This window comes from Acidovorax sp. FW305-C-20-28, assembly GCF_058783375.1.
The window spans coordinates 167,046-187,425 of sequence record NZ_JBYSYM010000008.1; the positions used below are offsets into that span (position 1 = coordinate 167,046).

Here is a 20,380-nt window from a genome sequence, read left to right on the forward strand (position 1 = left end):
CTATGGCCAATTGCAGGGTGATGGGGGATGCTTCGCTACCTCTCCTAGAGATCTGAAAACAGCCTGGATTTCCGTGAGTTTCCCTATGAAAAACGCTCTTTTCAACGTTGCAGACCCAGTGCAATCGGGGTTGAAAAAGAAGCCTGAAACCACCCGAAAGTTGGATGCTTTTTTTCTTGACTTCAGTTAGGCATTGTTTACAGTCGTTACATTCAGCAAACCTTTTTTGTATGCCTTTTTCAACGCCTGAGGACACCATGCGACCACTTTTTTCCGTCCTGCCTTCGCGGCGCAAACATGGCTCGGCCGGCCAAAGGGCTGCACAGGGGGGCTTCACCCTGGTGGAGCTGGCGGTCGTGCTGGCCGTCATCGGCTTGATCATCGGCGCCGTCGCCATCGGCAAGGACGTGCAACGCAACGCTGAATACACCAAGATCAAGAACAAGTTCATCGACCAGTGGGAGCAGGCGTACAACCAGTACTACCAGCGCACGGGCGTGGTGGTGGGTGACAGCCAGGTGGCGCCGCGGATCATGGTGAATGGCAATGTGTTCGGCGCGGTTGCGGTACCTGCGGTGACGCCTTTGTCGGGTGGTGACATGACTGCCGCTGTCCCTCCCGGGCCGGTTTGTCAGCGTGCACCGGTGGCAGACGTGCGCGCTGGCTTTGTGGCAGGGCAGTTACGTACCCTGATGACACAAGCGGGTGTGCGTATGCCTCCGGGCCGTGCTGAGGGGCAAGAGGACCTGTATATCTACACCGATACCAATGGTTCTCCGCAGGAAATCCAGGTGTGCTTTCAATGGAACCCTCCTTCCACGCCCGCCGGCTCGGGCAACGTGATGGTGATCTCGGGCCTGACGCCTGACCTGGCCCGCATGCTGGACCAGATGATCGATGGCAAGCCCGATGAGCAGGAAGGCCGCTTCCGCAGGCAGGGCATTGCCAACGGCAATCCCAACCAGCCAGGACTGCAATGGATTGCCAACAACACCTCCGGACAAGGCGCTGTGCCCGCCGCAGGGGTCGACGGCAATTCGCGCGACGAGGAGCAGGTCATCACGCTGACCGCCATCTACAAGATGAACCAGTAAGCCGCGCCAGGGAAACACCATCATGAAAAACATCTTCAAGAAACCCCAACGTGGCCTGGGCTCGGCTCGCCAGCAAGGCTTCACCCTGGTCGAGCTGGCCGTCGTGCTGGCTGTCATTGGCCTGATCATCGGCGCTGTCGCCATCGGCAAGGATGTGCAGCGCAATGCCGAGTACACCAAGATCAAGAACAAGTTCATTGACCAGTGGGAGCAGGCATACAACCAGTACTACCAGCGCAATGGCGTGGTGCTGGCCGATAGCCAGACGGCTCCACAGAACATGGTCAACGGCGCTGCATTCATCGCTGCCGCCGCCAACCCGGGGGATATTCGGTCCGGCCGAGATATGACTGGAGCGGTGCCGCCTGCGGCCATCTGCCGCGGTGCCAAAGGCCAGGGCATGAACCGCAATTTCGATGCAGACGTGAACCGCGACTTGAGGGCATTGATGACCCGCGCTGGCATCCGTATGCCGCCGGGCCGTGCAGAGGGGCTGGAAGATCGCTACGTCTATCTCGATACGAATGGCAATCCCCAAGAAATCCAGGTCTGTTTCCAGTGGAACAAGCCTATGGCCACTGCTGCGGGTATTGCCGATGTGGGTGACGGGGCCGGCAACGTCATGGTCATCACGGGCCTGACGCCCGATCTGGCCCGTGCACTTGACCAGATGATCGATGGCAAGCCCGATGAGCGCGAAGGTCGTTTCCGCAGGGAGGGTGTTGCCAATGGTGCTGCCAATGCACCCGGCCAGGAATGGAATCGCACCAACCGCGACCAGATTGGCACCACCAATAACCGCAGCTTTGACGAAGACCAGGTGGAAATCGTCACCGCCATCTACCGCATGAACCAGTAACCCATCGGGCCTGCACCAGTCGCTTCCTTCACAACCCCATTCACCCTCGTCGGAGATTTCGATGAAAAAGATGCAATCGTTTCGCAAGCTTGGCCGCAAGGTCCAGCAAGGTTTCACTCTGGTGGAACTGGCCATTGTGCTGGCCGTCATCGGCCTGATCATCGGTGCCGTGGCCATCGCCAAGGACGTGCAGCGCAATGCCGAGTACCAGAAGGCGATCAACAAGTTCGCCTACCAGTGGAAGATGGCGTACGACCAGTACTACCAGCGCACTGGCGTGGTCGTGGGCGATTGCCAGCAGGCGCCCACCTACTTGGTCGATGGCTCTGAGACCACGATCAACAATGGTCCGGCCTGCACGCGTGCGGGTTCCATGGCGGTGGCTGGCATTCCGGGCAACTTTGTGGGCCGCGGCTCCAAGATCTGTGCGGGCCAAGGCTATGCCGCCAATACGGTGGGTCTCGGAGATTCGGCCCTGGCCAACCTGAACTTGCGCGAGCTGATGACACGTGCCGGTGTGCGCATGCCCCCAGGCCGTGGTGAAGGGCATGAAGACCGCTTCCTGTACATCGACTCCAACGGCAACCCCGCAGAACTGCAGGTTTGCTTCCAGTTCAACAACGCCGGTGTCACCAGCGGGGCTGGCAACGTGATGGTGATCCGCGGCCTCACGCCCGATCTGGCGCGCTACATGGACCAGGTGATCGACGGCAAGCCCGATTCCCGTGAAGGCCGCTTCCGCATCCAGGGCCGCCCCGTGCATGGCAATGGCGGTGGCGAAGCCAATACACCCGGCACCCAATGGGAGGCCAACAACACGCAGGGCGTTGGCCTGACCGGCAACCAGATGGGTAACGCCGACGCGCGCCCAGGCGTTGTCAACGACCCGAACAACAGTGTTGGCGGTGTCACTCCGGGCCGTACCCTGGACGAAGACCAGGTCATCCTGCTGACCGCCCACTGGATCATGGAGCAGTAATTGAACGGCACCCGTACCGTCAAGCTCGGGGCCCTGGCCCTGGCCACCGCTGTGCTGGCTGGGGGCGCCTGGATGGCGCAGAGCGGCCTCAAGCGGCTGGCCTTCGAACGCCAGCAGGCCGCCCAGTTGCGCCAGAGCCTGGACGGCGCCCGCAACCTCATGCCCGAGGTGGAGCGGCGCGAGCGTCTCGTCCAATCGCTCACGCAGGTGGCGCAGCAGGTGGATCGCCTGGGGTTTGATCCCTCCCAGTGGGGCGAGCGCAAGCTGCGCCGCTCGGTGGCGCCTGCCACCCGTGTCGAGGCTGCGCAGTTCCTGGGCGAGCTGGGCCGCGGCGGTGCGGGTTCGATCTTCGTAGCCGACCTCTTCGAAGTCGCCACAGTCTCTCCGGAGGCTGGTCTTTTCAAGGCCCCGGAACCCGGTGACAAGGGTTTGACATTGGGTGCCAGCGGCACGCTGTACTTCCAGACGGTTTCCGTCGCACCACCGCCCAGGACCAAGCCATGAGCGCAGCTGCCGAACACGTTTACCGCGTTGCCAATGCCGGCTGGGTGCATTGCCACGGCCACCAGGCGCAGGATGTGCCGGCCTGGCCCCGGCTCACGCACAGCGCCCTGGCGGTGCTGGACCTCGACGATGTTTTCACCGACGTCTGGCGCTTCGAGGGCAAGTCCGAGTACGCCACCGCCTTGATCGAAAAGCGCGTGCGCACCCAGGGCTTGGTGGAGGGCTCGGCCCATATCATCATGCACCGACTGGTCAAGGTGCCCGGTGGCTTCCAGGCCTTCTTCTCTGCCGTGTCCCTGGACCTGTGGCAGCGCAGTTCGCAATGGGCGCAGGAGCAGGGCGATCACTGCCTGGTCATGACCACGGGTGGCCTGCTGTGCCACGGCGTGGACGTGGGCCAGGCGCGCCTGCTGCTGTCGCAGCGCCGGCTGATGTGCTTCGCCCAAAGTGAAGAGGGCATGGTCTTCGCGTCGACCCAGGCCCTGGGTTCGGGTCAGTCCGCAATGACCAGCTCCGCCCAGGTGCTGATGGCCAACCAGAGCGCTCTGCTCAGCCGCCTGGGCCCCGATGCCGTGGAGTGGGGCGCATTGTGGAGCACCCAGCCCGCCGATGGAGAAATTTGCGTATCGGCATTGCAAGGAGTGCTGGGTGGCCCTCCTGTGGTTATGCAGGCTGCAGAACTCGCTCTGGCGGGCGAGCGTGTGCAGACCGTGCTGCCCACACTGGCGCGCGCGGCGGCGGGTCGGCATGCGCTGAATCCGTTGTCCGAGCGCGTGGCGTGGCGGGCCGAGCGGTGGGTGGCATCGCTCACCGCGTTGACGGCAGTGGCTGGCGTGGCGCTGGCGCTTCTGGGGCTGGCCACGGGCCAGCAGGCCGATGCGCAGCGCCAGGAAAGCCAGAGCCAGCGCACACAATTTGCACAGATGCAGCAGCGCATCCAGGCCGTATCGTCCGTACAGGCCCCGCAGACGCTGCTGCCGGTAGCGGACTTTTCGCGCATGCTCGACGAGGGTGCGCGCTATGACCCCATGGCCTTCCTGGCGGTGCTCAAGTCGTCGACCGGACCCACCATGCGCATCGTGCGTGTGAAGCTGGAACCTCCAACGCAGGGGCGTGGGCGGGCTTTTCGGGTGGATGGCATGGTGGCCATGGGGGCGTCGGCTTCCGTGACCCGCTGGGTCAGCCAGATGGCTGCCGCGGGCTGGACGCTCAAGGCAGTCGATCCGGCAGAGTCCGTGCCGGGCGCCTTCTCCTATGAACTGGTTGCCAAGGCTGCCGCACCCGGGAACACGAAACCATGAAATACGCAGCTTTGCTCCTGAACGCTATTGCCGTGGCCCTGCTCGCCTGGGCACTGTACGGCGTGATGCAGCTCATGCAGGCCCGCACGCCCAACGCGCGCGCCCCCGAAATGGCTCTGGCGCCTCTGCCGGAGGCGCTGCGCACCGACCAGACACGCGTGGTGGATGCGTCCGAGGCCATGGCGCGCATCCAGAAACAGGCGTCGGGCCAAGGGGTTGACCCGCAAACCCTGATTGCGCAGCCTGCACCCGGTCGCGAGATCGTGGGCAGTGTGCAGATGCCTGTCCGCTCGCTGTCCCTGCATCTGGACAACCTGGCTGCGGAGACCCAGTCCGTGGTGATCGACGATCGGCTCGCTCGCCAAGGTGCGCGTCTTCCCGAAGGCGGCCGCATCACCCGGGTGGAGCCCAACAAGGTGGTGGTCTCCGAGCGCCTGGGCCGCCAGACGCTCACCCTGCCAGAAACGGGACTGCGGGTGGGGACGCTGCGCTGGCCTGATGGGTCGCTGGCCAGCATCAACACGCAGCAGTTCAAGGCGGGCGTGCCTGGCACGGCCCCAGACAACGCCCAAGGGCCCATCAGGAGCCTGCCATGAGCATGCAATCCTTGTTTTGCTCCAGGGCGCCTCGCCATGGCGGGATCGCCTGAACCGCACACAGAAGAACCCATTTCCGAGAAATCCATGACTCACCCGAGCGGTGCCAAGGACAGCGATATGAACCATCCTCCGATCTTCAAGCCCATGGCCCTGGTGTGTGCCGCGTTCGTCCTCAGTGGGTGCGCCAATGGCCCGCCGCGCAGCGCCTCCAGCCTGCCTGCGCCGGATACGCTGGCGGCCGACCAGATGCGCGAGAACGCGGTGGCCGAGGCCAAGCGCCTGCTGGAGCACCAGCAACTGCTGCTGGCCGAGCTCAACAAGCCCGCGCAGCCCCCGGTGATCGCTCCGATGGCACCCGTGTTCGACCCGCTCGAAGGCAAGTTGATCAACGTGGCCATGTCCAAGGCCAGCATCAGCCAGATCCTGGGCGCGTTTGCCGATGCTGGCAGCCTGAACCTGATCGTGGACCCCAATGTCCTCAAGGGTGGGCAACTGGCCGACATGCACCTGCGCCAGGTCACGCTGCGCGAAGGCTTCAACGAAGTCATGCGCACCTACGACGTGGCCGGCGAGTTCCGCGGCAACACGCTGCGCGTGAACCTGACGGAAGAAAAATTCTTCTCGCTCAACTTCCTCAACGCCAAGACCAACATCCAGATGGGGTCCGGGGGCAACGTCTTCGGCAGCAGTGGTACCGGCGGTGGTGGCAGTGGCGGTGGTGGCAGCAGCGGTGGCGGCAGCAGCGGTGGCGGTTCGGGTGCGCAGCAGGGCAGCCTGACCTTGTCTGGCTCGGGCGGCAGCACCGCTGATCCTTACCAGGACATCGAAGGCGCGCTCAAGGCCATCCTCGGTGAAGGTCACCAAGGCCGCAACCAACAGCCCCAGCAACTGCAGCCCGCACAGGGCCCGCAGATCGCACCCGGCTGGACTGGCGGCACCACGAACCCCGCCCCGCCTGGCGTGCAGCAAGGCGCTCTGGCGGCTTCCACCATGGAGGAAGACAATGGCTTCACGCTGAACAAGATGACGGGCACGCTCTATGTCAAGGCCCGCCCGTCGAAGATGCGCGCCGTGGAGAAGATGCTGGCCCAGGTGCACAAGGTGCTGGGCAAGCAGGTGTACGTCGAGGCCCAACTGATCGACGTGCAGCTCTCCGACAACTTCGAGTTCGGTGTGGACTGGACCTCGTTGCGCAGTCGTCTGGCCACGGGCTTCGGCTCTTCGCCCATGCAACTGAGCGGCAGTGGCGGCACGTTGCCCAACCCGGGCACCGGTTACCCGGCACGCGCGATCTCGATTCCTGCCGCACTCATCGGCAGCCTGACCGGCCCGGCCTTTGGTGCCTCCTACCAGGGGAGCAACTACGGCATCGTGATCAACGCGCTGCGCTCGTTCGGCAACCTCAAGGTGTTGTCCAACCCCAACGTGCAGGTGCGCAACGGCACCCCGGCGCTGTTGTCGGTCGGTACCAGCTCGCGTTTCGTGTCGCAGTCGGCGTCCACACGCACGGCACCTGGCGGCGGTGCGACCACCACTTCATCGAGCGTACAGACCGATACCGTGTTCGCCGGGGTCATGGTCGGCGTGCTGCCCATGGTGCGTGAGGACGGCCGCATCGAGCTGTTGCTCAACCCCATGCAGAGCGAGGTGGACCCCGCCAGCCTGCAACTGGTGGCCGTTGGTGGCGACAACCTGGTCTCGCTGCCCAAGGTCAGCTACAAGGGCATGACCACCACGCTGAACGTAGGCGATGGCGACGTGGTCGTCGTGGGGGGGCTGATCGACCAGCGCACCTCCAGCAACGACCGCGGTGCCCCGGGTGTATCCGACGTTCCGCTGCTGGGCAAGCTGTTCGGCAACGAGAACAAAGTGCATGGCAGCCGTGAACTGGTGATCGTTCTGCGGGCACGCGTGCTATGAGTCTCATCCACGACGCCCTGAAATCCATGGACGCTCCGGCCTCTGCGCCGGCCCCTGCTGCGCCCGCGGTGGCACGGCCACGCGCTGCCACGGCACCGCGCGGAGGCCGCCCTGCATGGCTCGATGGTGCCCTGGCCTTCGCCATCGTGGTGGCGGCCGGTGGGCTGGGTTGGGTGTATTGGCAAAGCCAGATGCAGCCCAAGCCGCTGCCGCCCGTGGCTACGGCCGCAGGACCGGCGCCGAAGGCAGCGCCGCTGCTGCAGGTTGAAGTGCCCGCGATTCCCGCCGCAGCCCCCCCGGTTGTCGATGCGCCAGCGGCGAGTGCGCAGCCCGCGGTGGCCGCAGCAATTGCCACACCGGTGCCTGTTCCACAGGCCGCTGGGCCTGCGCCTTCCATGGTGGCACCTGCTGTGGCAACTCCAGCTGCCGCGCCCGCGCCGGCGGTGGTGGTCGCGCAGACGGCCCCCAGCCAGACCGACGCCCGTGCGACTACGCCACGTCCAGCAGCCGCGGCACCGCGGCCCGCCCGCACGGCGCGTGTTGCTGCACCGCCTGCGGTTGCTGCAGCACCCGCACCGGTGGTGGACGACACGCCCGTGGAGCTGCGCTTTGCCCGCTTCGTGGCCGCCATGAAGAACAACCAGACCGGCGACGCGGAGCGTGAACTGTCGGCCCTCAAGGCGCGTCTGCCCGCAGGTTCCCTGGGGTTGATCCGTGCCCAAGCCTGGTTCGAACTGCGTGCCGGCAACGACGCCGCTGCGGCCGACCAGTACCGCGCCATCCTGGACCGCATGCCTGGTGACGAAGAAGCCGCCATCAACCTGGCCAGCATCCACAGCCGCAAGGGCAAGCCCGAGGAGGCGCGCGCGACGCTGGATGCCGCACTGCGCCTGTCGCCCGACTCTGCCGCGCTGCGCTCTGCGCTGGCCCAGTTCACCCCCAACGCCCGCCAATGAGCACCAGCCCTGTCTACGCGACGCTGGGTCTGTCGCGCAACCCCTTTCCTCCCACGCCGGACGCGGGCTCGTACTTCTTTACGCCCCGTCTGGAAGAGGATTTTGCGGAGGTTGCGCACTGCATCGAGGCACGCAAGGGCTTCGTGCTGCTCACCGGCGAAGTGGGCCTGGGCAAGAGCACCATGGTGCGCCGCCTGCTCGATACGCTCAAGGACAAGAACTGCCGGTCGGCGCTGATCCTCAACACCTTCCTGCAGGACAGCGCGCTGCTCTCGGCCATCCAGAGCGACTTTGGCCTGCCACCCAGTGACTCGGTGGAACAAGGGCTGGCGCGCCTCACGGAATTCCTGATCGAGCGCCACCAGGCCGACGAGACCAGCCTGTTGGTGATCGACGACGCGCAGAACCTCAGCGTGCAGTCGCTCGAGCTGGTACGCCTGTTGTGCAACCTGGAGACGGGACAGGAAAAGCTGTTGCAGATCCTGCTGGTAGGCCAGCCCGAGCTCGAAGAGACTTTGGCAACCCCCGGGCTGCGCCAGCTCAAGAGCCGCATCGTCAAGCACGCGCGCCTGTCGGGCCTGCAAAAGGACGAGATGCCCCGGTATTTCGACTTCCGCGTCAACGCTGCGGGAGCCGAAGGGCGGCTGTCCATCGAGCCCGCCGCCGTGGATGTGGTGTACCGCGTGACTCAGGGCAATCTGCGCCAGATCCACCTGGTGCTGGACCGCTGCCTCTACGGCCTGGCCAGTACGCGCGGCTCGGTGATCACGGAATCCCTGGTTCTGCGCGCCGTAGCGGACATGCCCGCATTGGGCAATGACGCCACCACCGTGGCCGCTGCCGTGGCACGCCCGCGCCGCCGCTGGGCCTGGATCGCCGCCGGCCTGGCAGCCGGCACAACGGCCACCGTGGCGCTGGCCAGTTGGGGACTGTCATCGTCTGCTGGCCGTGCTCCATTGGCGACCGAGGGCGCCGAAAAGGCTCCCCAGGCTGCCGTGGCACCCAAGGCGGCGCCGGAGCTGGCAGCTTCCGCCGCGGCACCTGTTGCGCAGGTCCCGGCCGTGGTGCAACCCGCGCCTGTGTCGAGTACATCGGCGCCCGCCGAGCCATCTGCAACTGCGGCCTCGGCGCCTGCACCGGTGGTGGCAGACGTGTCTCCCCGCATGGCCTGCGAGGCCCAACTCAAGGCGGTTGCCTCTGCCGACGACGTGCTGCAGGTGCAGCGCCTGCCACAGCCACATGCCGCCAATGCGCTCAAACCCGCGCCCCGCGTCTGCCGGTTCACCGAAGGCCGGGACGCCTGGGTGGCCTGGCTGGGCCGCAGCGAGGCGCGCCACATCTTGGCAGCCCAGCAGGCCACGCGCTCGGTGCAGATCAAGCTCAAGGGCATGGGCCTGCTGGACGCGCGCGAACTGGACGACGGCTTTTTCGGATCAAGGACGGGCGAGGCGCTCGCCCGCTTCCAGCAGCAAAACGGCCTGGCCCCCACGGGCAAGCCAGACGACCTGACCCTCTTTCTTTTGGAGCAGCACCCGCATGTATCCGCCCGCTGACACCGTGATGGACAACGCCAGCCTTGACTTGCCACCCGGCGCTTCCGCGGTGGAGCGCCTGGCTGCCCTGCAGGAGAAAAGCCCCTCCCTGGGCTCTGCCCTGGTGAGCGCCGGCGTCGTCTCGCCCGTGGCCATCGACTACGTGCTGCAAAAGCAGAAGATCGAGAAGGTGCCCATGGGCAACCTGCTCGTGGAGCTGGGCTTTGCCAGTGCCAATGAAGTGGCGCGCCAACTGGCTGGCCAGCGCGGCCTGATGTTCATCAACGCGGCCGAGCTGCCCGAACCCGACCCGGCTGTCGCGGCGGTGTTCAACCGCTCGCTGTGCCTGACCTACGGCTTTTTGCCTGTGCGTGAGCATGAAGGCCAGATCGAGGTGGTGCTGGGCGATGCCCAGCCCGACGCCGTGCGCGAACTGGTGATGCGCAAGCTGGGCAAGACCTGCCATTTCTTCCAGGGCGAGTTCGACAGCGTCGCCCAGGCCATCCAGCAGCACTACTACTTTGCCGACAACCCGCCGGCCCGCCTGGTCGAGAGCGAGGTGCGCAAGCTCGAGGCCGACATCGACCGCGCCTACAGCCCCGCACGCCTGCTCGAGCACATGCTGCACCTGGCCGTGCGCGAGCGCGCCACCGACATCCACCTGGCACCCACGGCGCGCAGCCGCTCCGTGCTCTTGCGCGTGGACGGCGTGCTGCGCCCGGTGTTCGCGCTATCGCCCGCGCTCGACCGCCTTGTGGTCTACGTCAAGCTGCAGGCCGACATGGACGCCAGCGAGCAACGCCTGCCGCAGGATGGCAGCTTCACCGCACAGGTGATGGAGCATAACTACACGATCCGCGTCTCCACGCTGATCTCGGAATTCGGCGAACGCATGGTGCTGCGCCTGCTGCCCGAACGCAGCAGCCTGGACAAGCTGGCCGATCTGGGCTTTCTGGAGGACGACGTGGCCGTGATGGCCAAGGCGTTTTCCAAGCCGCACGGGCTGATCCTCATCACCGGGCCCACGGGTTCGGGCAAGAGCACCACGCTGCATGCCGCGCTGCGCATGCAGCCGCTGATCGAGCGCAACGTGCTCACGGTGGAAGACCCGGTCGAGTACCGCGTGCCCGTGGCCTGCCAGACGGAGGTGAACCGCCGCGCCGGCTACGAGTTTGCCAACGCCATGCGCCACTTTCTGCGGCATGACCCCGACATCATCCTGGTGGGGGAAATCCGCGACTCCGAGACCGCGCGTGCCGCACTCGATGCATCGTCCACTGGCCACTTGGTGCTCTCCACCCTGCACGTGGGCAGCATCTTCGGTGTGATGCCGCGGCTGAAGCTGCTGGGTGTGGATACCGAGACCATTGCAGAAAACCTGGTCGCCGTGATCAACCAGCGCCTGGTGCGCCGCATCTGCCCGCACTGCGCCAAGCCGCGCCTGGCGACGGAGGACGAGCGCCGCTGGCTGGGCCTGACCAACCCCGACTCGTCGCCCCAGGTGTTCCACGGAGCGGGCTGCCACCATTGCCGCGATACCGGCTACCTGGGCCGGCTGCCGGTGTACGAGATGCTGGTGGTCAACCGCGACCTGGCCGACGCCATTGCATCGGACGCCACGCGCGCCGAGATCCGCCAGCGCGCCATGGGCGCGGGCATGCGCCCCATCCTGACCCTGGCGCGCAACCGCGTGCTGGCAGGCGAAACCACCATGGACGAGATCCTGCGCACGGTGGGTGACGACTGACGGAGCAGCCTTTCTGGCGCACACGACCCATGGCCTCATCCCTCAATACCTACTACTACCGCGTGCTGCTGCCGCATGGCGGCGTGCGCTCGGGCCTTTTGCGCCTGGCGGTCAAGCGCGAGGTGTCGGTGCGCATGCGCATCGAGTCGGACACCGATGGCACGGTGCTCAGCCTGTACCGCTTTCCGGGCTGGCTGGCCTTCTTCTCCGAGGTGCTCATGCACCTGTTTCGCCGCCAGGTGCGCGGCGAAGACCTCGCGGGTTTCCTGCGCGACATGGGCCTCATGATGCGTGCCGGCGTGCCCGCGCTCGATTCGCTGCAGACCCTGGTGGACGAGAGCGATACCTCTGATAACCGAGCCATGGCCTATGTGGCGCGCAACATGCTCGACGACCTGAACGCCGGCGTGGGCATGACCGAGGCCTTCAACCGCCACCCCGATGTGTTCCCCGAGACTGTGCGCAACCTGGTCTCCATCGGCGACCAGACCGGCACGCTGGACCGCATGCTGGGCGAGGCGGCCGAGCATGTGGAGCGCATGATCAACATCAAACGTGACATCAAGACCGCGCTGATCTACCCGGCCTTCGTGTTCAGCACCATCATCGGCGTGGCGATCTTCTGGATCTACTACGTGGTGCCCAACATGGCGCGCCTGTTCAAGCAGATGCAGGCCAAGCTGCCGCCCATCACCGAAGGCCTGGTGGCTTTCGCCAACCTGCTCTCCACGCATCTTCCCTGGGTACTGGCGGTGGTGGCCGTCGTGGCCATCGTCTTCACCGTGCTGTTCAAGCGCTCCGAGAGCTTCCAGCTGGCTGTCTACAACGTATTGCACCGTCTGCCGATTTCGCGCACGTTGCTGGTGTCTTCGGGCATGGCGCACATGACGGAGCACCTGTCCATTCTGGTGAGGGCAGGGGTGGACCTGGTGTCCAGCCTGCGCATCCTGGGGCGTGCCACCAAGAACCGCTACTACCGCACCCGCCTGATCCAGGTAGCCGAGTCGGTGTCGCGCGGCGAATCGGTGTCGTCGTCCATGCGCCGCGTAGGGGGCTTCCCGGCCATGGCGGTACGCATGATTTCGGTGGGTGAGGAGTCCGGTAGCCTGGACGAGCAACTGTCGCACCTGGCCGAGGACTATCGCAAGCGCCTGGAAGTGGTCGTCAAATCGCTGGCCGAAATTCTGAAACCCGTGATCATCCTGATTGCCGGCGCCTTGTTTCTGTTCCTCATCGTGGCGCTGCTGCTGCCGGTCTACGACCTGGTGCGCCAGTCGGTGAGCCAGACCATGGGGATGGGGCAGTGATGCGGTCGACCGCTTTTCCGATCCTGGCGCACCGAAGCGTGCCCGGACTGTGTGGAGACACGCCAAGGGACGAGGCCTTCCCGCTGTATTGGACGGGGTGCTGAATGCGCAAGGAAGTATTGATCGGTGGAGGCCTAGGTCTCTTGCTGCTGGTGTTGTTGGCGGGCGGCATGTGGCTGTCGGAGCGCACCCCTGAGGCCCCCGTGGCAATCGCGCCGGCCGCAACCCCGCGCGTGGCCGGTAGTCCTGCCGCAGCACCGGGTGTGCCCACGGTGGCGGATGCCGCCTCCCAAGCGCAGGCCCAGGATCGGCGCCGTCGTCTGGCCGAGGTCCGGGCCGAGTTCAACGCCTTGCGCGCGCAGGGAATGCAGGCGCCTCCCGAAAAAATGCGGGCCCTGGTGGACGAACTGGAGGCGGCTTCCCCTCCGGGCTTCGACCCGCGCTATTTCCAGACGCTGCGCAGCATGCTGGACAGCAGCGCCAAGGTTCAGGCCCTGAACACCGAGCTACAAGGCATGGGCCAGGGGAACTCGTCCAAGGACATGGCGCGCAAGGAGGCCATTCTGGCCGAGCTGCGGGTGATCGGTGAGCGCGTGAGCGCCGATGCGCGCAAGCTGCAAAGCTATGTGCCGACAGGTGCGGCCACGCCGGCCACGCCATCGCCACCGCCGGGAGCGAAGACTCCATGAGCTCGCAGGCATACCTTCGTCATGCAACTCGGTGGCACCGCGCAATGCAGGGCGGCTTTTCGACCGTGGAAATTGCGGTTGCGCTGGTGGTGGCCGGCCTGATGTCGTGGGCGGCCTTCAGCGGCTATGAAACCGTCACGGCACAGCAGGAGATTGAGCGAGGCCGCGCCGAGGCCGATCAGTTGCAGTCCATCCTGCGTGCCTTTGCGCTGCGCCACGGCCGGCTGCCTTGCCCCGACTCGGACGCAGTGGCCGATGGCTATGAGAACCCGCCGAATGGCAACTGCGCCGCCGGCAATCAGGTGGGCTGGTTTCCCTATGTGAGCGTGGGCCTGGCCATGCCGACGGACAAGTTCCGCGCGCGCTACTCGGTGTTTCGTGCCGCGAACCTGGCCGACCCCAGGAGGGATGCCGATCTTGCCGTCGTCACGGAGCGAACCGGGGATCCGGATCCCGCGGTCCCCGGCAACAACTCGGTCTCGACCTTCCGTGACGTCACCGACCTCATTGCCGGCCTGAACAATGCGGCCAACACGGCCATCGTGCCGTTCGCGGCCACCAGGACCTATCTGACAGGCGATGCCGGCATGGCCGGTGCCATCGATTGCGCCGGCAACCAGGTCATGGCTGCCGCCTACTGGATCATCGTTCCGCTGCAGGACAAGAGCGGCGATGGTGACCGCTTTGACGCCCCCCATACCCCCTCCAGTGTGTGCGCCGCCAGCCCTTCGGCACCTCTGCGCTTTGGCTCCGACGACGTGGTCGTGGCCGAATCCCCCGCCCAACTGGCTGGCTGGCTCCGCAGGAGCCTGCCCTGAGCGGCGCTTGCTTTGATGGATCCCATGACAACCCATTCCACAGCCCATCGCCTGCGCCCAGCGCCCGGCCGCTCGCGCGGCTTCGGCCTGGTGCAGGTGCTGTTGCTGATCTCCGTGATGGCGGGTCTCGCAGCCATCGGCTACATGCAGTGGCGCGAGCGCACGGCCATTGAAACGTCCCGCCAGGAACGGCAGGCCTTGTCGCAGGCCGACAAGGCCCTCATTGCCTATGCCACGGTGGCGGGCAGCCTGCCATGCCCTGATGTCGATCGCGATGGCTTGCAGGACTGCGGTGCGGGCAACCAGAGCGGATGGTTGCCCACGGTGACCCTGGCCCTGGCGGGTGTCGACGCCGGTGTGGATGTGGGGCAATTGCGCTACATGGTGCAGCGCCAGGGCGGCGACTATGACCTGACGCTGCTCACGGATTCCTGGAGGCCCTTGGAGTACTCCGATACGGCACCCCAGACTTTCTTCAACATGCGCGCGACAGGCGCAGGCGCGTACCCCGCTGACATCCTGACCCTGACTGATCTGTGCCAACGCCTGGAGGTGGGGCGAACGACCACGGCGACCGTGACCGCCACGATGGCCCGGGTCAATGCGTCGCCGCTGCGCGCCACTGCCTACGCGATCGCCCATCCCGGCATCGGCGATGCCAATGGCGACGGCAATCTGTTCGACGGCGCCAACTCTGGGGCCGATCCCAACCTCATGGAAGATCCGGGTCGCCGACCCGTGCTGGCCACGTACAACGACTTGGTGTTGGAGCGTTCCTACGCCAGCCTGCAGAGCGCCTTCCACTGTAATCCGCTGATCGATTCCATCAATACGGTGGCCCTGGGGCATGACGTGGCTTCTGCGGTCTGGGAAATGCGTGCCGACAACATCGAGGCGGCCAAGCGCGCGCTGATCTTCTCCACCTTGGCCGCGGTCATGACCGGGCTGGAAATCACATTGGCCATTGCCGAAGGCATCTCCGATGCCGGGAATGCGGCAGCGGAATGGATCACCTGCGCAGCGACCCTGGGCCTGGCGGTCACCGCATGTGCGGCCGCCCCTATCCACACGGCGGCCGCTGCCCTCGCGGGCGGGGTGATCTACGCGAATGGCCTGGCCGTCGCCGCCAATGCCATCGCCGCCGGCATTGCCGGCCAGGCGCTGAGGCTTGCCGATGGCAGCGTGCCGCAGGACCAGCTGTGCCCTGTGATGGACGACGCTTTCTACGCGCGCCAGAAAGAGGCACGGGACCGTGCCGTCAAGGAAGTTGCTGATGCCCAGGCCGCTCTGGCTGTGGTGGACGCCGAAATTGTGGCCAAGCAAAATGAGCTGGCCACCGCCATTGTCAACCGGGACGCTGCAAAGAACACCCTCTACACCGTCGTCCGCGCGGGGCGCAACACCCCTGCGATGGACGCGCTGATCAATGCGCTGTATGTCGCCACCGAGGCTTGGGGCAATGCCTACTATGACTCCAACCTGGCGCAGTCCAACTTCACCCAGGCAACCAACCTGGCCAATCATTGGAATGCGGAGGTTGCCAAGTACAACGCCATGCTGGCAGACAGCGCAGGAACCATTGCCCGGCTGACCGGTGAAATCGCAACGCTGGATGCGCAGATCGCGGCCATGAATCCTGCCAATCCGGCGCTGCAGGGGCTCAAGGACCAGCGGTCCGGCAAAGCAGCCGAACTTGCGCTGGCCCAGGACACCAGGGGGCTCACGGCCATGCGCGACAAGGCCGTTGCCGAGCAGGCCAAGGCCCAGGCTGCGCTGACGGCCGCAACAGGCATACGCGACAGCGCCAACACGACTTTCAACACCGCCAAGACGGACTATGCGGCAGCCTACAGCGCACTGGTGTCTGCTGCGGGGCGGTACAACCTGTACGACAACAATGGCAATGTGGTGGATTTCCGGTGCACGACAGGGTGCTTGGTGGGGGATCCTGCCGGCAAGAACATCTCCGTTGCATTCAATGACGCCATGGGGGACCTGTTCGGTTTTGGTGCCACCGTCAGCCCGGACCTCAATGCCAAGATGCTCCGGCCGGTGACGCTCCAGAAGGAACTCGATGCGCTGCGGCGTAAACGCACCGCTGCCGACCAGCGGGTCAAGGATGCCAACTATGCGCTGTCCCAGATGCCCACGGGCACAGGCAACGCGCCTTGCAATATCACCGGCCCGTCCGTGGAGCCCATGACACCAGAGCAGGCAGCTGCCATCCTTGAGCAGGTGGATCGCAAGGGAGGCACGCGATGATCGCGCCCACGCAACCCACCGCACGCCTGCGCCAGGCGGGCCTGTCGCTGGTGGAGCTCGCCGTGTCGCTGGCCGTCATCGGCATCCTGGGGATCATCGCCTGGCGCTGGGTGGCGTCCACGCGGGAGCCCATGCAGCGCACCGCCATGGTGGCCGAGCTGGTGCAGGCCCAGTCTGCGGTCGAAGGTTTTGTGCTCTCCCGGGGCCGGCTGCCATGTCCCGCTGCCACCACCGCAGGCACGGAGGCCTGCGGCAATGCTGCAGCGGTGCTGCTGCCATGGCGTGAGCTGGGGCTCAGCAGCCGTTTCAGTCAGTTGCGCTACGGTGCCAATCAAACCGGTGTCTACAACCTGGCCAGCGCGACCACGCCCAACATGGTCAAACCCAATCTGGGTTTTGACTACACGCAAGGGATTCTGGACGTACCGCAGAACACGGAGATGGATGCGGCGCTCGGCCGGTTGCGAGGCGCATCGGGTGCCATTCCCGCAGCGGTCACGCAGGGAGGGCTCACCAATGGCCTCGACTGGTGCCGTGTGCTGCGCCGCTATGCAGCCGATGCGTCGCCGCCTGCGGGGGTGCTGAGGGCCACCAATCCGGTAGATGCGACCTTCATCAACCTGGCGTTCATCATTGCGCACCCGGGTGCCAACAACGTCTTCGAGGGCAACAACACCGGGGCGGGTTTCGATTTTCCAGGGCGGGCCCAGACCAACACGTTCGACGACCTCGCCGTGGGCGTGGGGCCTGCCGATCTGTCAGCACGCATCGGGTGCGTGGCCCGCCTGGGTGCCATGCAGGCGGCGGCGCAGGGGGCCTACACGGCCTACGACAACGCCCGTGTGGTGCAGGAGTACTGGAAGCTGCGGGTGTTCGACATCGCCCAGGCCAAGGCAGCGAGGGAGAGCGCCGAGACCGGTGTCATCCTGGCCGCGATGAATGTGGCGCTGGCGGCGGGCAGTGCGGCACTGGCCGTGGCGTCGGCGGCAAATACCGAGGGTCTGACCATCGCTGGCATCGCGCTGTCCATTGCCAATGCGGTGTCCGCCGCCGTGGAAGTCGGGCTTGCAGCCACCGATCTGACGGAAGCCCAGCAGGCAGAGCGCGATTCGGTCGCCAAGGAAGCGGCTTCGCGGGTCTACATGGCACACGTGTACGACACGTTCTCGGCCGCGTTGAATGCGGCTACTGCGCTGGATGCGAAAGGGCTCAACCCATGAAACACCGCATGATGGGTTTCACCCTGGTGGAGCTGTCGGTCATTCTGCTGGCGCTGGGCCTGATCTTGCCGGCCGCCATCATCTTCTGGCAGCTGTCCGAGCGGCACAAGGTGACCACGGTGCAGATGGATGTGCAGCAGCAGTCCCGTGACGCGCTGGTGGGCTTTCTGCATGCCAACTACCGCCTGCCGTGCCCCGCTGACAATCCCCAAGGGGTTGAGAATTGCGTTGGCGGCGGCCAGGTGGGCTTTCTGCCCTGGCGCACCCTGGGCCTTCCACGGCCGGAGGCGGGCATGCTGCGTTACGGCGTGTTTCGCCAGCCATCGGGCGGCGCCACCGCCAACGCGCCGGCCGACCGTGATCTGGCCGCACCTCGCGACCGCATGAACTCGCTGCGCGTGCGTACCCCCGAACCCAAGCCCCAGAACCACACGGAGGCGCCAAACCCGCACGCGCCCCCGGTGCCTGAGGTTGCCACCAGCCTGACCAGCTTGCTGGGCAAGACCTATTCGGGCGACGATGCCGTGCCTCTCAATGCGGACTGCCGGGCATCGAACGTGCCGCCGGGCGCGGCAGGGCCGCCCACCCAGCCGTGTCCCCTGGCGGGGGTTGGCGGCGTTGGGGCGGTCAATTTGATCGACATTTGCCTGGCCTTGAACACTGCCAGCACGCCGGTGGTGGGGCCCGCCGGGTTTCTGGCCACCCAGGTGGGAGCGCAACGGCGTCCGGCGGCCTTCGTGGTAGCTGCTCCCGGCATGCTGGATGGGAATGGGGATGGGAATGCATTCGATGGCGCCAACAGCTCGGCGAGCAACGCAGACCCGACCTTCGATGCGCCCGGCAAGGCCGTGACCAACGTTTACGATGACATTGTGATCGCCGCCAGCCCCTCGGAGCTGTTCGACGAGCTGCAATGCGGCGCCTCGCTGTCGGCGGTGTCGCACGCCCATTTCAACGTGGCGACGGGGGCCTTTGTGCTCGAGCGTGCCATGTACGACTACCGCGACCAGCTTTACATCGCCATCGTGCTGGCACGCGCGGACGTGGCCATGGCCGCGGCGGGCATTCTGTCTGCTGCGGCAGGATCATTGGATGCGGCCAAAGAAATGGTGTCTGCCGTGGCCGACACCACGCTGACAGCGGGTGCGCGCTCGTTTCAGATCGCGCTGGCTGCTGTGGGCATTGGCCTGGCAGTGGCCAGCGATATCGCAGCGATCGCCGCACAGGTCGACGCCGCCTTGTCCCTGGCCGAGGCTGAGAAGGTGTTCAATGATTTCGCGGCCCATACAACGAGGATGACCGAGCTTTCCATCGACGTGAATCTGAATGCCCTGAAGGCGGATGCCATTGGCCATTGACGACCTATTGACCACCGAGTTACGCACCATGACTTCCTCCACACATCCATTTCCCCGCGACAAGGTCCGTAGGCGCCAGCGCGGCTTTTCGCTGCTGGAGCTGAGCGTCGCGCTGGTCGTCATCGGCCTGTTGATCGGCGCCGTGGCCGTGGGCCGTGACCTGCAGCGTTCTGCGGCCAACCAGCGCCTGTCCACCGACTTCATTCAGGGCTGGCAACTGGCCTATGAGGCGTATTTCAATGGGGTGGGGCGGCCGCCGGGAGATGATCCGCTGGCTCCGTCGGGGCGGGTCAACGGGAACGGTGCCAATGCGGGTCTTCCGTTGTGCGGGGCCCCCATGATCAATGCCTTCCTGGCCGCCGGCATTCGCGTTCCCACTGGGCGCACTGAGGGCCAGCAAGACCGGTATGTTTATTTGGACAGCAATGGCAATCCCCAGGAGGTGGCGGTGTGCTTCCAAAGCGCCCAGTGGTCAGAGCCAGGCGCTGCGGTGGGCACCTATGTGGCGCTGCCGCGCAATGTGATGGTGATCCGCAATGTCACCTATTCGTTGGCAGGGGCACTGGATCAGCAGATTGACGGGCGCAGTGATGCCCGGTTCGGTAGCTTGCGTGCGACCACATTGGCCGCGGATGTGACGGCCAACAACCCCGGTCAGATCTGGCCGGTCGATGATCGTATGGCGTTTGGCACTGTGGCTGTAACGACCCTGGACGAGTCCCAGGTGGCCGTCGTAGAGGCGCTTTTCAAGATGACGCGCTGAATGCAGCACGTGGCGGCCTCACACCCCCGCCAACTGAAACCTCTGGTCAAAGTTCATCTTCCCCAGCACCTGCAGCGCCGCAGCGAGCAGATTGCCGTCCACCTTGCTGATGTCGAGGCTGTAACGGCGCTCGGTGGAGACCACGTCCACGCTCTTGCTGCCCCATTGCACGGCGACCAGCGGGGCGGGGCGGCTGCCCATGCCGGCACCGACGAACACGCCGCGCTGCTCGGGGCGGAGCATGAACTCCAGCCGGGGGGTGCGCTTGAGCGTCAGGCGGTCGGTGCCCTGGGGGCCGAACGCGAACGAGACGATCCAGTCGTCTTCGTCTTCCACGGTCAGGATCGGGACGCGCTGGGGTGGTGGCATGGTGGGTGGTGTTGGGTGACTCTGTGCCTGCGGCTGGCCTGGACCAGAGGGCGCAGGCCAGGCGGCGGTCAGTATGCCGTGCAATAGCCATGCCAGAAGAGGG

At 65.7% G+C, this 20,380-nt stretch carries 18 protein-coding genes; 17 read left to right on the forward strand and 1 reads right to left on the reverse strand.

The features are described 5' to 3' along the window. The first annotated feature begins 257 nt into the window (after window positions 1–257). The 17 genes from AC3WOH_RS12090 (at window position 258) to AC3WOH_RS12170 (ending at window position 19,908) form a co-directional block, all read left to right on the forward strand. Window positions 258–1,094 carry a type II secretion system protein gene (locus AC3WOH_RS12090; RefSeq protein ID WP_492229577.1) on the forward strand — a complete coding sequence of 279 codons (837 nt, stop codon included), beginning with the start codon at window positions 258–260 and terminating at the stop codon, window positions 1,092–1,094. A 22-nt stretch (window positions 1,095–1,116) separates the two neighbouring features. Then, the gene (locus AC3WOH_RS12095; RefSeq protein WP_492229578.1) at window positions 1,117–1,953 is read left to right on the forward strand and encodes a type II secretion system protein; all 837 of its coding nucleotides are present in this window, start codon (window positions 1,117–1,119) and stop codon (window positions 1,951–1,953) included. Between the two features lie 61 nt (window positions 1,954–2,014). Continuing rightward, a complete protein-coding gene (locus tag AC3WOH_RS12100) occupies window positions 2,015–2,932 on the forward strand; it encodes a type II secretion system protein (protein WP_492229579.1) in 918 nt (305 codons plus the stop codon). After that, window positions 2,933–3,436 carry a hypothetical protein gene (locus AC3WOH_RS12105; protein WP_492229580.1) on the forward strand — a complete coding sequence of 168 codons (504 nt, stop codon included), beginning with the start codon at window positions 2,933–2,935 and terminating at the stop codon, window positions 3,434–3,436. It begins immediately after the preceding gene. Then, entirely contained in the window at window positions 3,433–4,737 is a 1,305-nt protein-coding gene (locus AC3WOH_RS12110) for a hypothetical protein (RefSeq protein WP_492229581.1), read from the forward strand. Before AC3WOH_RS12105 ends, AC3WOH_RS12110 begins: the two co-directional genes overlap by 4 nt. Then, window positions 4,734–5,333: a hypothetical protein gene (locus AC3WOH_RS12115; RefSeq protein WP_492229582.1), complete on the forward strand. Its 600-nt coding sequence runs from the start codon at window positions 4,734–4,736 to the stop codon at window positions 5,331–5,333. Before AC3WOH_RS12110 ends, AC3WOH_RS12115 begins: the two co-directional genes overlap by 4 nt. Window positions 5,334–5,420: 87 nt before the next feature. Beyond that, window positions 5,421–7,256, forward strand: a complete 1,836-nt coding sequence (mshL, locus tag AC3WOH_RS12120; protein WP_492229583.1) for a pilus (MSHA type) biogenesis protein MshL — start codon at window positions 5,421–5,423, stop codon at window positions 7,254–7,256. Then, window positions 7,253–8,212, forward strand: coding sequence for a tetratricopeptide repeat protein (locus tag AC3WOH_RS12125; protein ID WP_492229584.1), 960 nt, complete (start codon window positions 7,253–7,255; stop codon window positions 8,210–8,212). The genes mshL and AC3WOH_RS12125 overlap by 4 nt, the downstream gene beginning before the upstream one ends. Further along, complete coding sequence (locus tag AC3WOH_RS12130; RefSeq protein WP_492229585.1) at window positions 8,209–9,765, forward strand: ExeA family protein; 1,557 nt, start codon at window positions 8,209–8,211, stop codon at window positions 9,763–9,765. The genes AC3WOH_RS12125 and AC3WOH_RS12130 overlap by 4 nt, the downstream gene beginning before the upstream one ends. Further along, window positions 9,749–11,491: a GspE/PulE family protein gene (locus AC3WOH_RS12135; RefSeq protein ID WP_492229586.1), complete on the forward strand. Its 1,743-nt coding sequence runs from the start codon at window positions 9,749–9,751 to the stop codon at window positions 11,489–11,491. Before AC3WOH_RS12130 ends, AC3WOH_RS12135 begins: the two co-directional genes overlap by 17 nt. A gap of 29 nt (window positions 11,492–11,520) precedes the next feature. Next, the gene (locus tag AC3WOH_RS12140; protein ID WP_492229587.1) at window positions 11,521–12,798 is read left to right on the forward strand and encodes a type II secretion system F family protein; all 1,278 of its coding nucleotides are present in this window, start codon (window positions 11,521–11,523) and stop codon (window positions 12,796–12,798) included. A gap of 203 nt (window positions 12,799–13,001) precedes the next feature. Continuing rightward, on the forward strand, window positions 13,002–13,487 hold the full coding sequence (locus tag AC3WOH_RS12145; protein ID WP_492229588.1) for a hypothetical protein: 486 nt from the start codon (window positions 13,002–13,004) through the stop codon (window positions 13,485–13,487). Beyond that, window positions 13,484–14,305 (forward strand): type II secretion system protein, encoded by an 822-nt coding sequence (locus AC3WOH_RS12150; RefSeq protein WP_492229589.1) that lies wholly within the window; start codon window positions 13,484–13,486, stop codon window positions 14,303–14,305. Before AC3WOH_RS12145 ends, AC3WOH_RS12150 begins: the two co-directional genes overlap by 4 nt. Before the next feature lie 24 nt (window positions 14,306–14,329). Next, a complete protein-coding gene (locus AC3WOH_RS12155; protein WP_492229590.1) occupies window positions 14,330–16,567 on the forward strand; it encodes a pilus assembly FimT family protein in 2,238 nt (745 codons plus the stop codon). Next, window positions 16,564–17,787 (forward strand): type II secretion system protein, encoded by a 1,224-nt coding sequence (locus tag AC3WOH_RS12160; protein ID WP_492229591.1) that lies wholly within the window; start codon window positions 16,564–16,566, stop codon window positions 17,785–17,787. Before AC3WOH_RS12155 ends, AC3WOH_RS12160 begins: the two co-directional genes overlap by 4 nt. Further along, the gene (locus tag AC3WOH_RS12165; RefSeq protein WP_492229592.1) at window positions 17,784–19,145 is read left to right on the forward strand and encodes a PilW family protein; all 1,362 of its coding nucleotides are present in this window, start codon (window positions 17,784–17,786) and stop codon (window positions 19,143–19,145) included. The genes AC3WOH_RS12160 and AC3WOH_RS12165 overlap by 4 nt, the downstream gene beginning before the upstream one ends. Before the next feature lie 28 nt (window positions 19,146–19,173). After that, entirely contained in the window at window positions 19,174–19,908 is a 735-nt protein-coding gene (locus tag AC3WOH_RS12170) for a type II secretion system protein (RefSeq protein ID WP_492229593.1), read from the forward strand. An 18-nt stretch (window positions 19,909–19,926) separates the two neighbouring features. Here the strand turns inward: AC3WOH_RS12170 and AC3WOH_RS12175 are convergent, their stop codons facing one another. Further along, complete coding sequence (locus tag AC3WOH_RS12175; RefSeq protein WP_492229594.1) at window positions 19,927–20,277, reverse strand: hypothetical protein; 351 nt, start codon at window positions 20,275–20,277, stop codon at window positions 19,927–19,929. Window positions 20,278–20,380: the final 103 nt, after the last annotated feature.

Excerpts from the sequence above, each read along its gene's own strand:
- AC3WOH_RS12090 (WP_492229577.1), top strand. The coding sequence starts at position 258 with ATGCGACCACTTTTTTCCGTCCTGCCTTCGCGGCGCAAACATGGCTCG.
- AC3WOH_RS12095 (WP_492229578.1), top strand. The coding sequence starts at position 1,117 with ATGAAAAACATCTTCAAGAAACCCCAACGTGGCCTGGGCTCGGCTCGC.
- AC3WOH_RS12100 (WP_492229579.1), top strand. The coding sequence starts at position 2,015 with ATGAAAAAGATGCAATCGTTTCGCAAGCTTGGCCGCAAGGTCCAGCAA.
- AC3WOH_RS12110 (WP_492229581.1), top strand. The coding sequence starts at position 3,433 with ATGAGCGCAGCTGCCGAACACGTTTACCGCGTTGCCAATGCCGGCTGG.
- AC3WOH_RS12115 (WP_492229582.1), top strand. The coding sequence starts at position 4,734 with ATGAAATACGCAGCTTTGCTCCTGAACGCTATTGCCGTGGCCCTGCTC.
- mshL (WP_492229583.1), top strand. The coding sequence starts at position 5,421 with ATGACTCACCCGAGCGGTGCCAAGGACAGCGATATGAACCATCCTCCG.
- AC3WOH_RS12125 (WP_492229584.1), top strand. The coding sequence starts at position 7,253 with ATGAGTCTCATCCACGACGCCCTGAAATCCATGGACGCTCCGGCCTCT.
- AC3WOH_RS12130 (WP_492229585.1), top strand. The coding sequence starts at position 8,209 with ATGAGCACCAGCCCTGTCTACGCGACGCTGGGTCTGTCGCGCAACCCC.
- AC3WOH_RS12135 (WP_492229586.1), top strand. The coding sequence starts at position 9,749 with ATGTATCCGCCCGCTGACACCGTGATGGACAACGCCAGCCTTGACTTG.
- AC3WOH_RS12140 (WP_492229587.1), top strand. The coding sequence starts at position 11,521 with ATGGCCTCATCCCTCAATACCTACTACTACCGCGTGCTGCTGCCGCAT.
- AC3WOH_RS12150 (WP_492229589.1), top strand. The coding sequence starts at position 13,484 with ATGAGCTCGCAGGCATACCTTCGTCATGCAACTCGGTGGCACCGCGCA.
- AC3WOH_RS12155 (WP_492229590.1), top strand. The coding sequence starts at position 14,330 with ATGACAACCCATTCCACAGCCCATCGCCTGCGCCCAGCGCCCGGCCGC.
- AC3WOH_RS12160 (WP_492229591.1), top strand. The coding sequence starts at position 16,564 with ATGATCGCGCCCACGCAACCCACCGCACGCCTGCGCCAGGCGGGCCTG.
- AC3WOH_RS12165 (WP_492229592.1), top strand. The coding sequence starts at position 17,784 with ATGAAACACCGCATGATGGGTTTCACCCTGGTGGAGCTGTCGGTCATT.
- AC3WOH_RS12170 (WP_492229593.1), top strand. The coding sequence starts at position 19,174 with ATGACTTCCTCCACACATCCATTTCCCCGCGACAAGGTCCGTAGGCGC.
- AC3WOH_RS12175 (WP_492229594.1), bottom strand. The coding sequence starts at position 20,277 with ATGCCACCACCCCAGCGCGTCCCGATCCTGACCGTGGAAGACGAAGAC.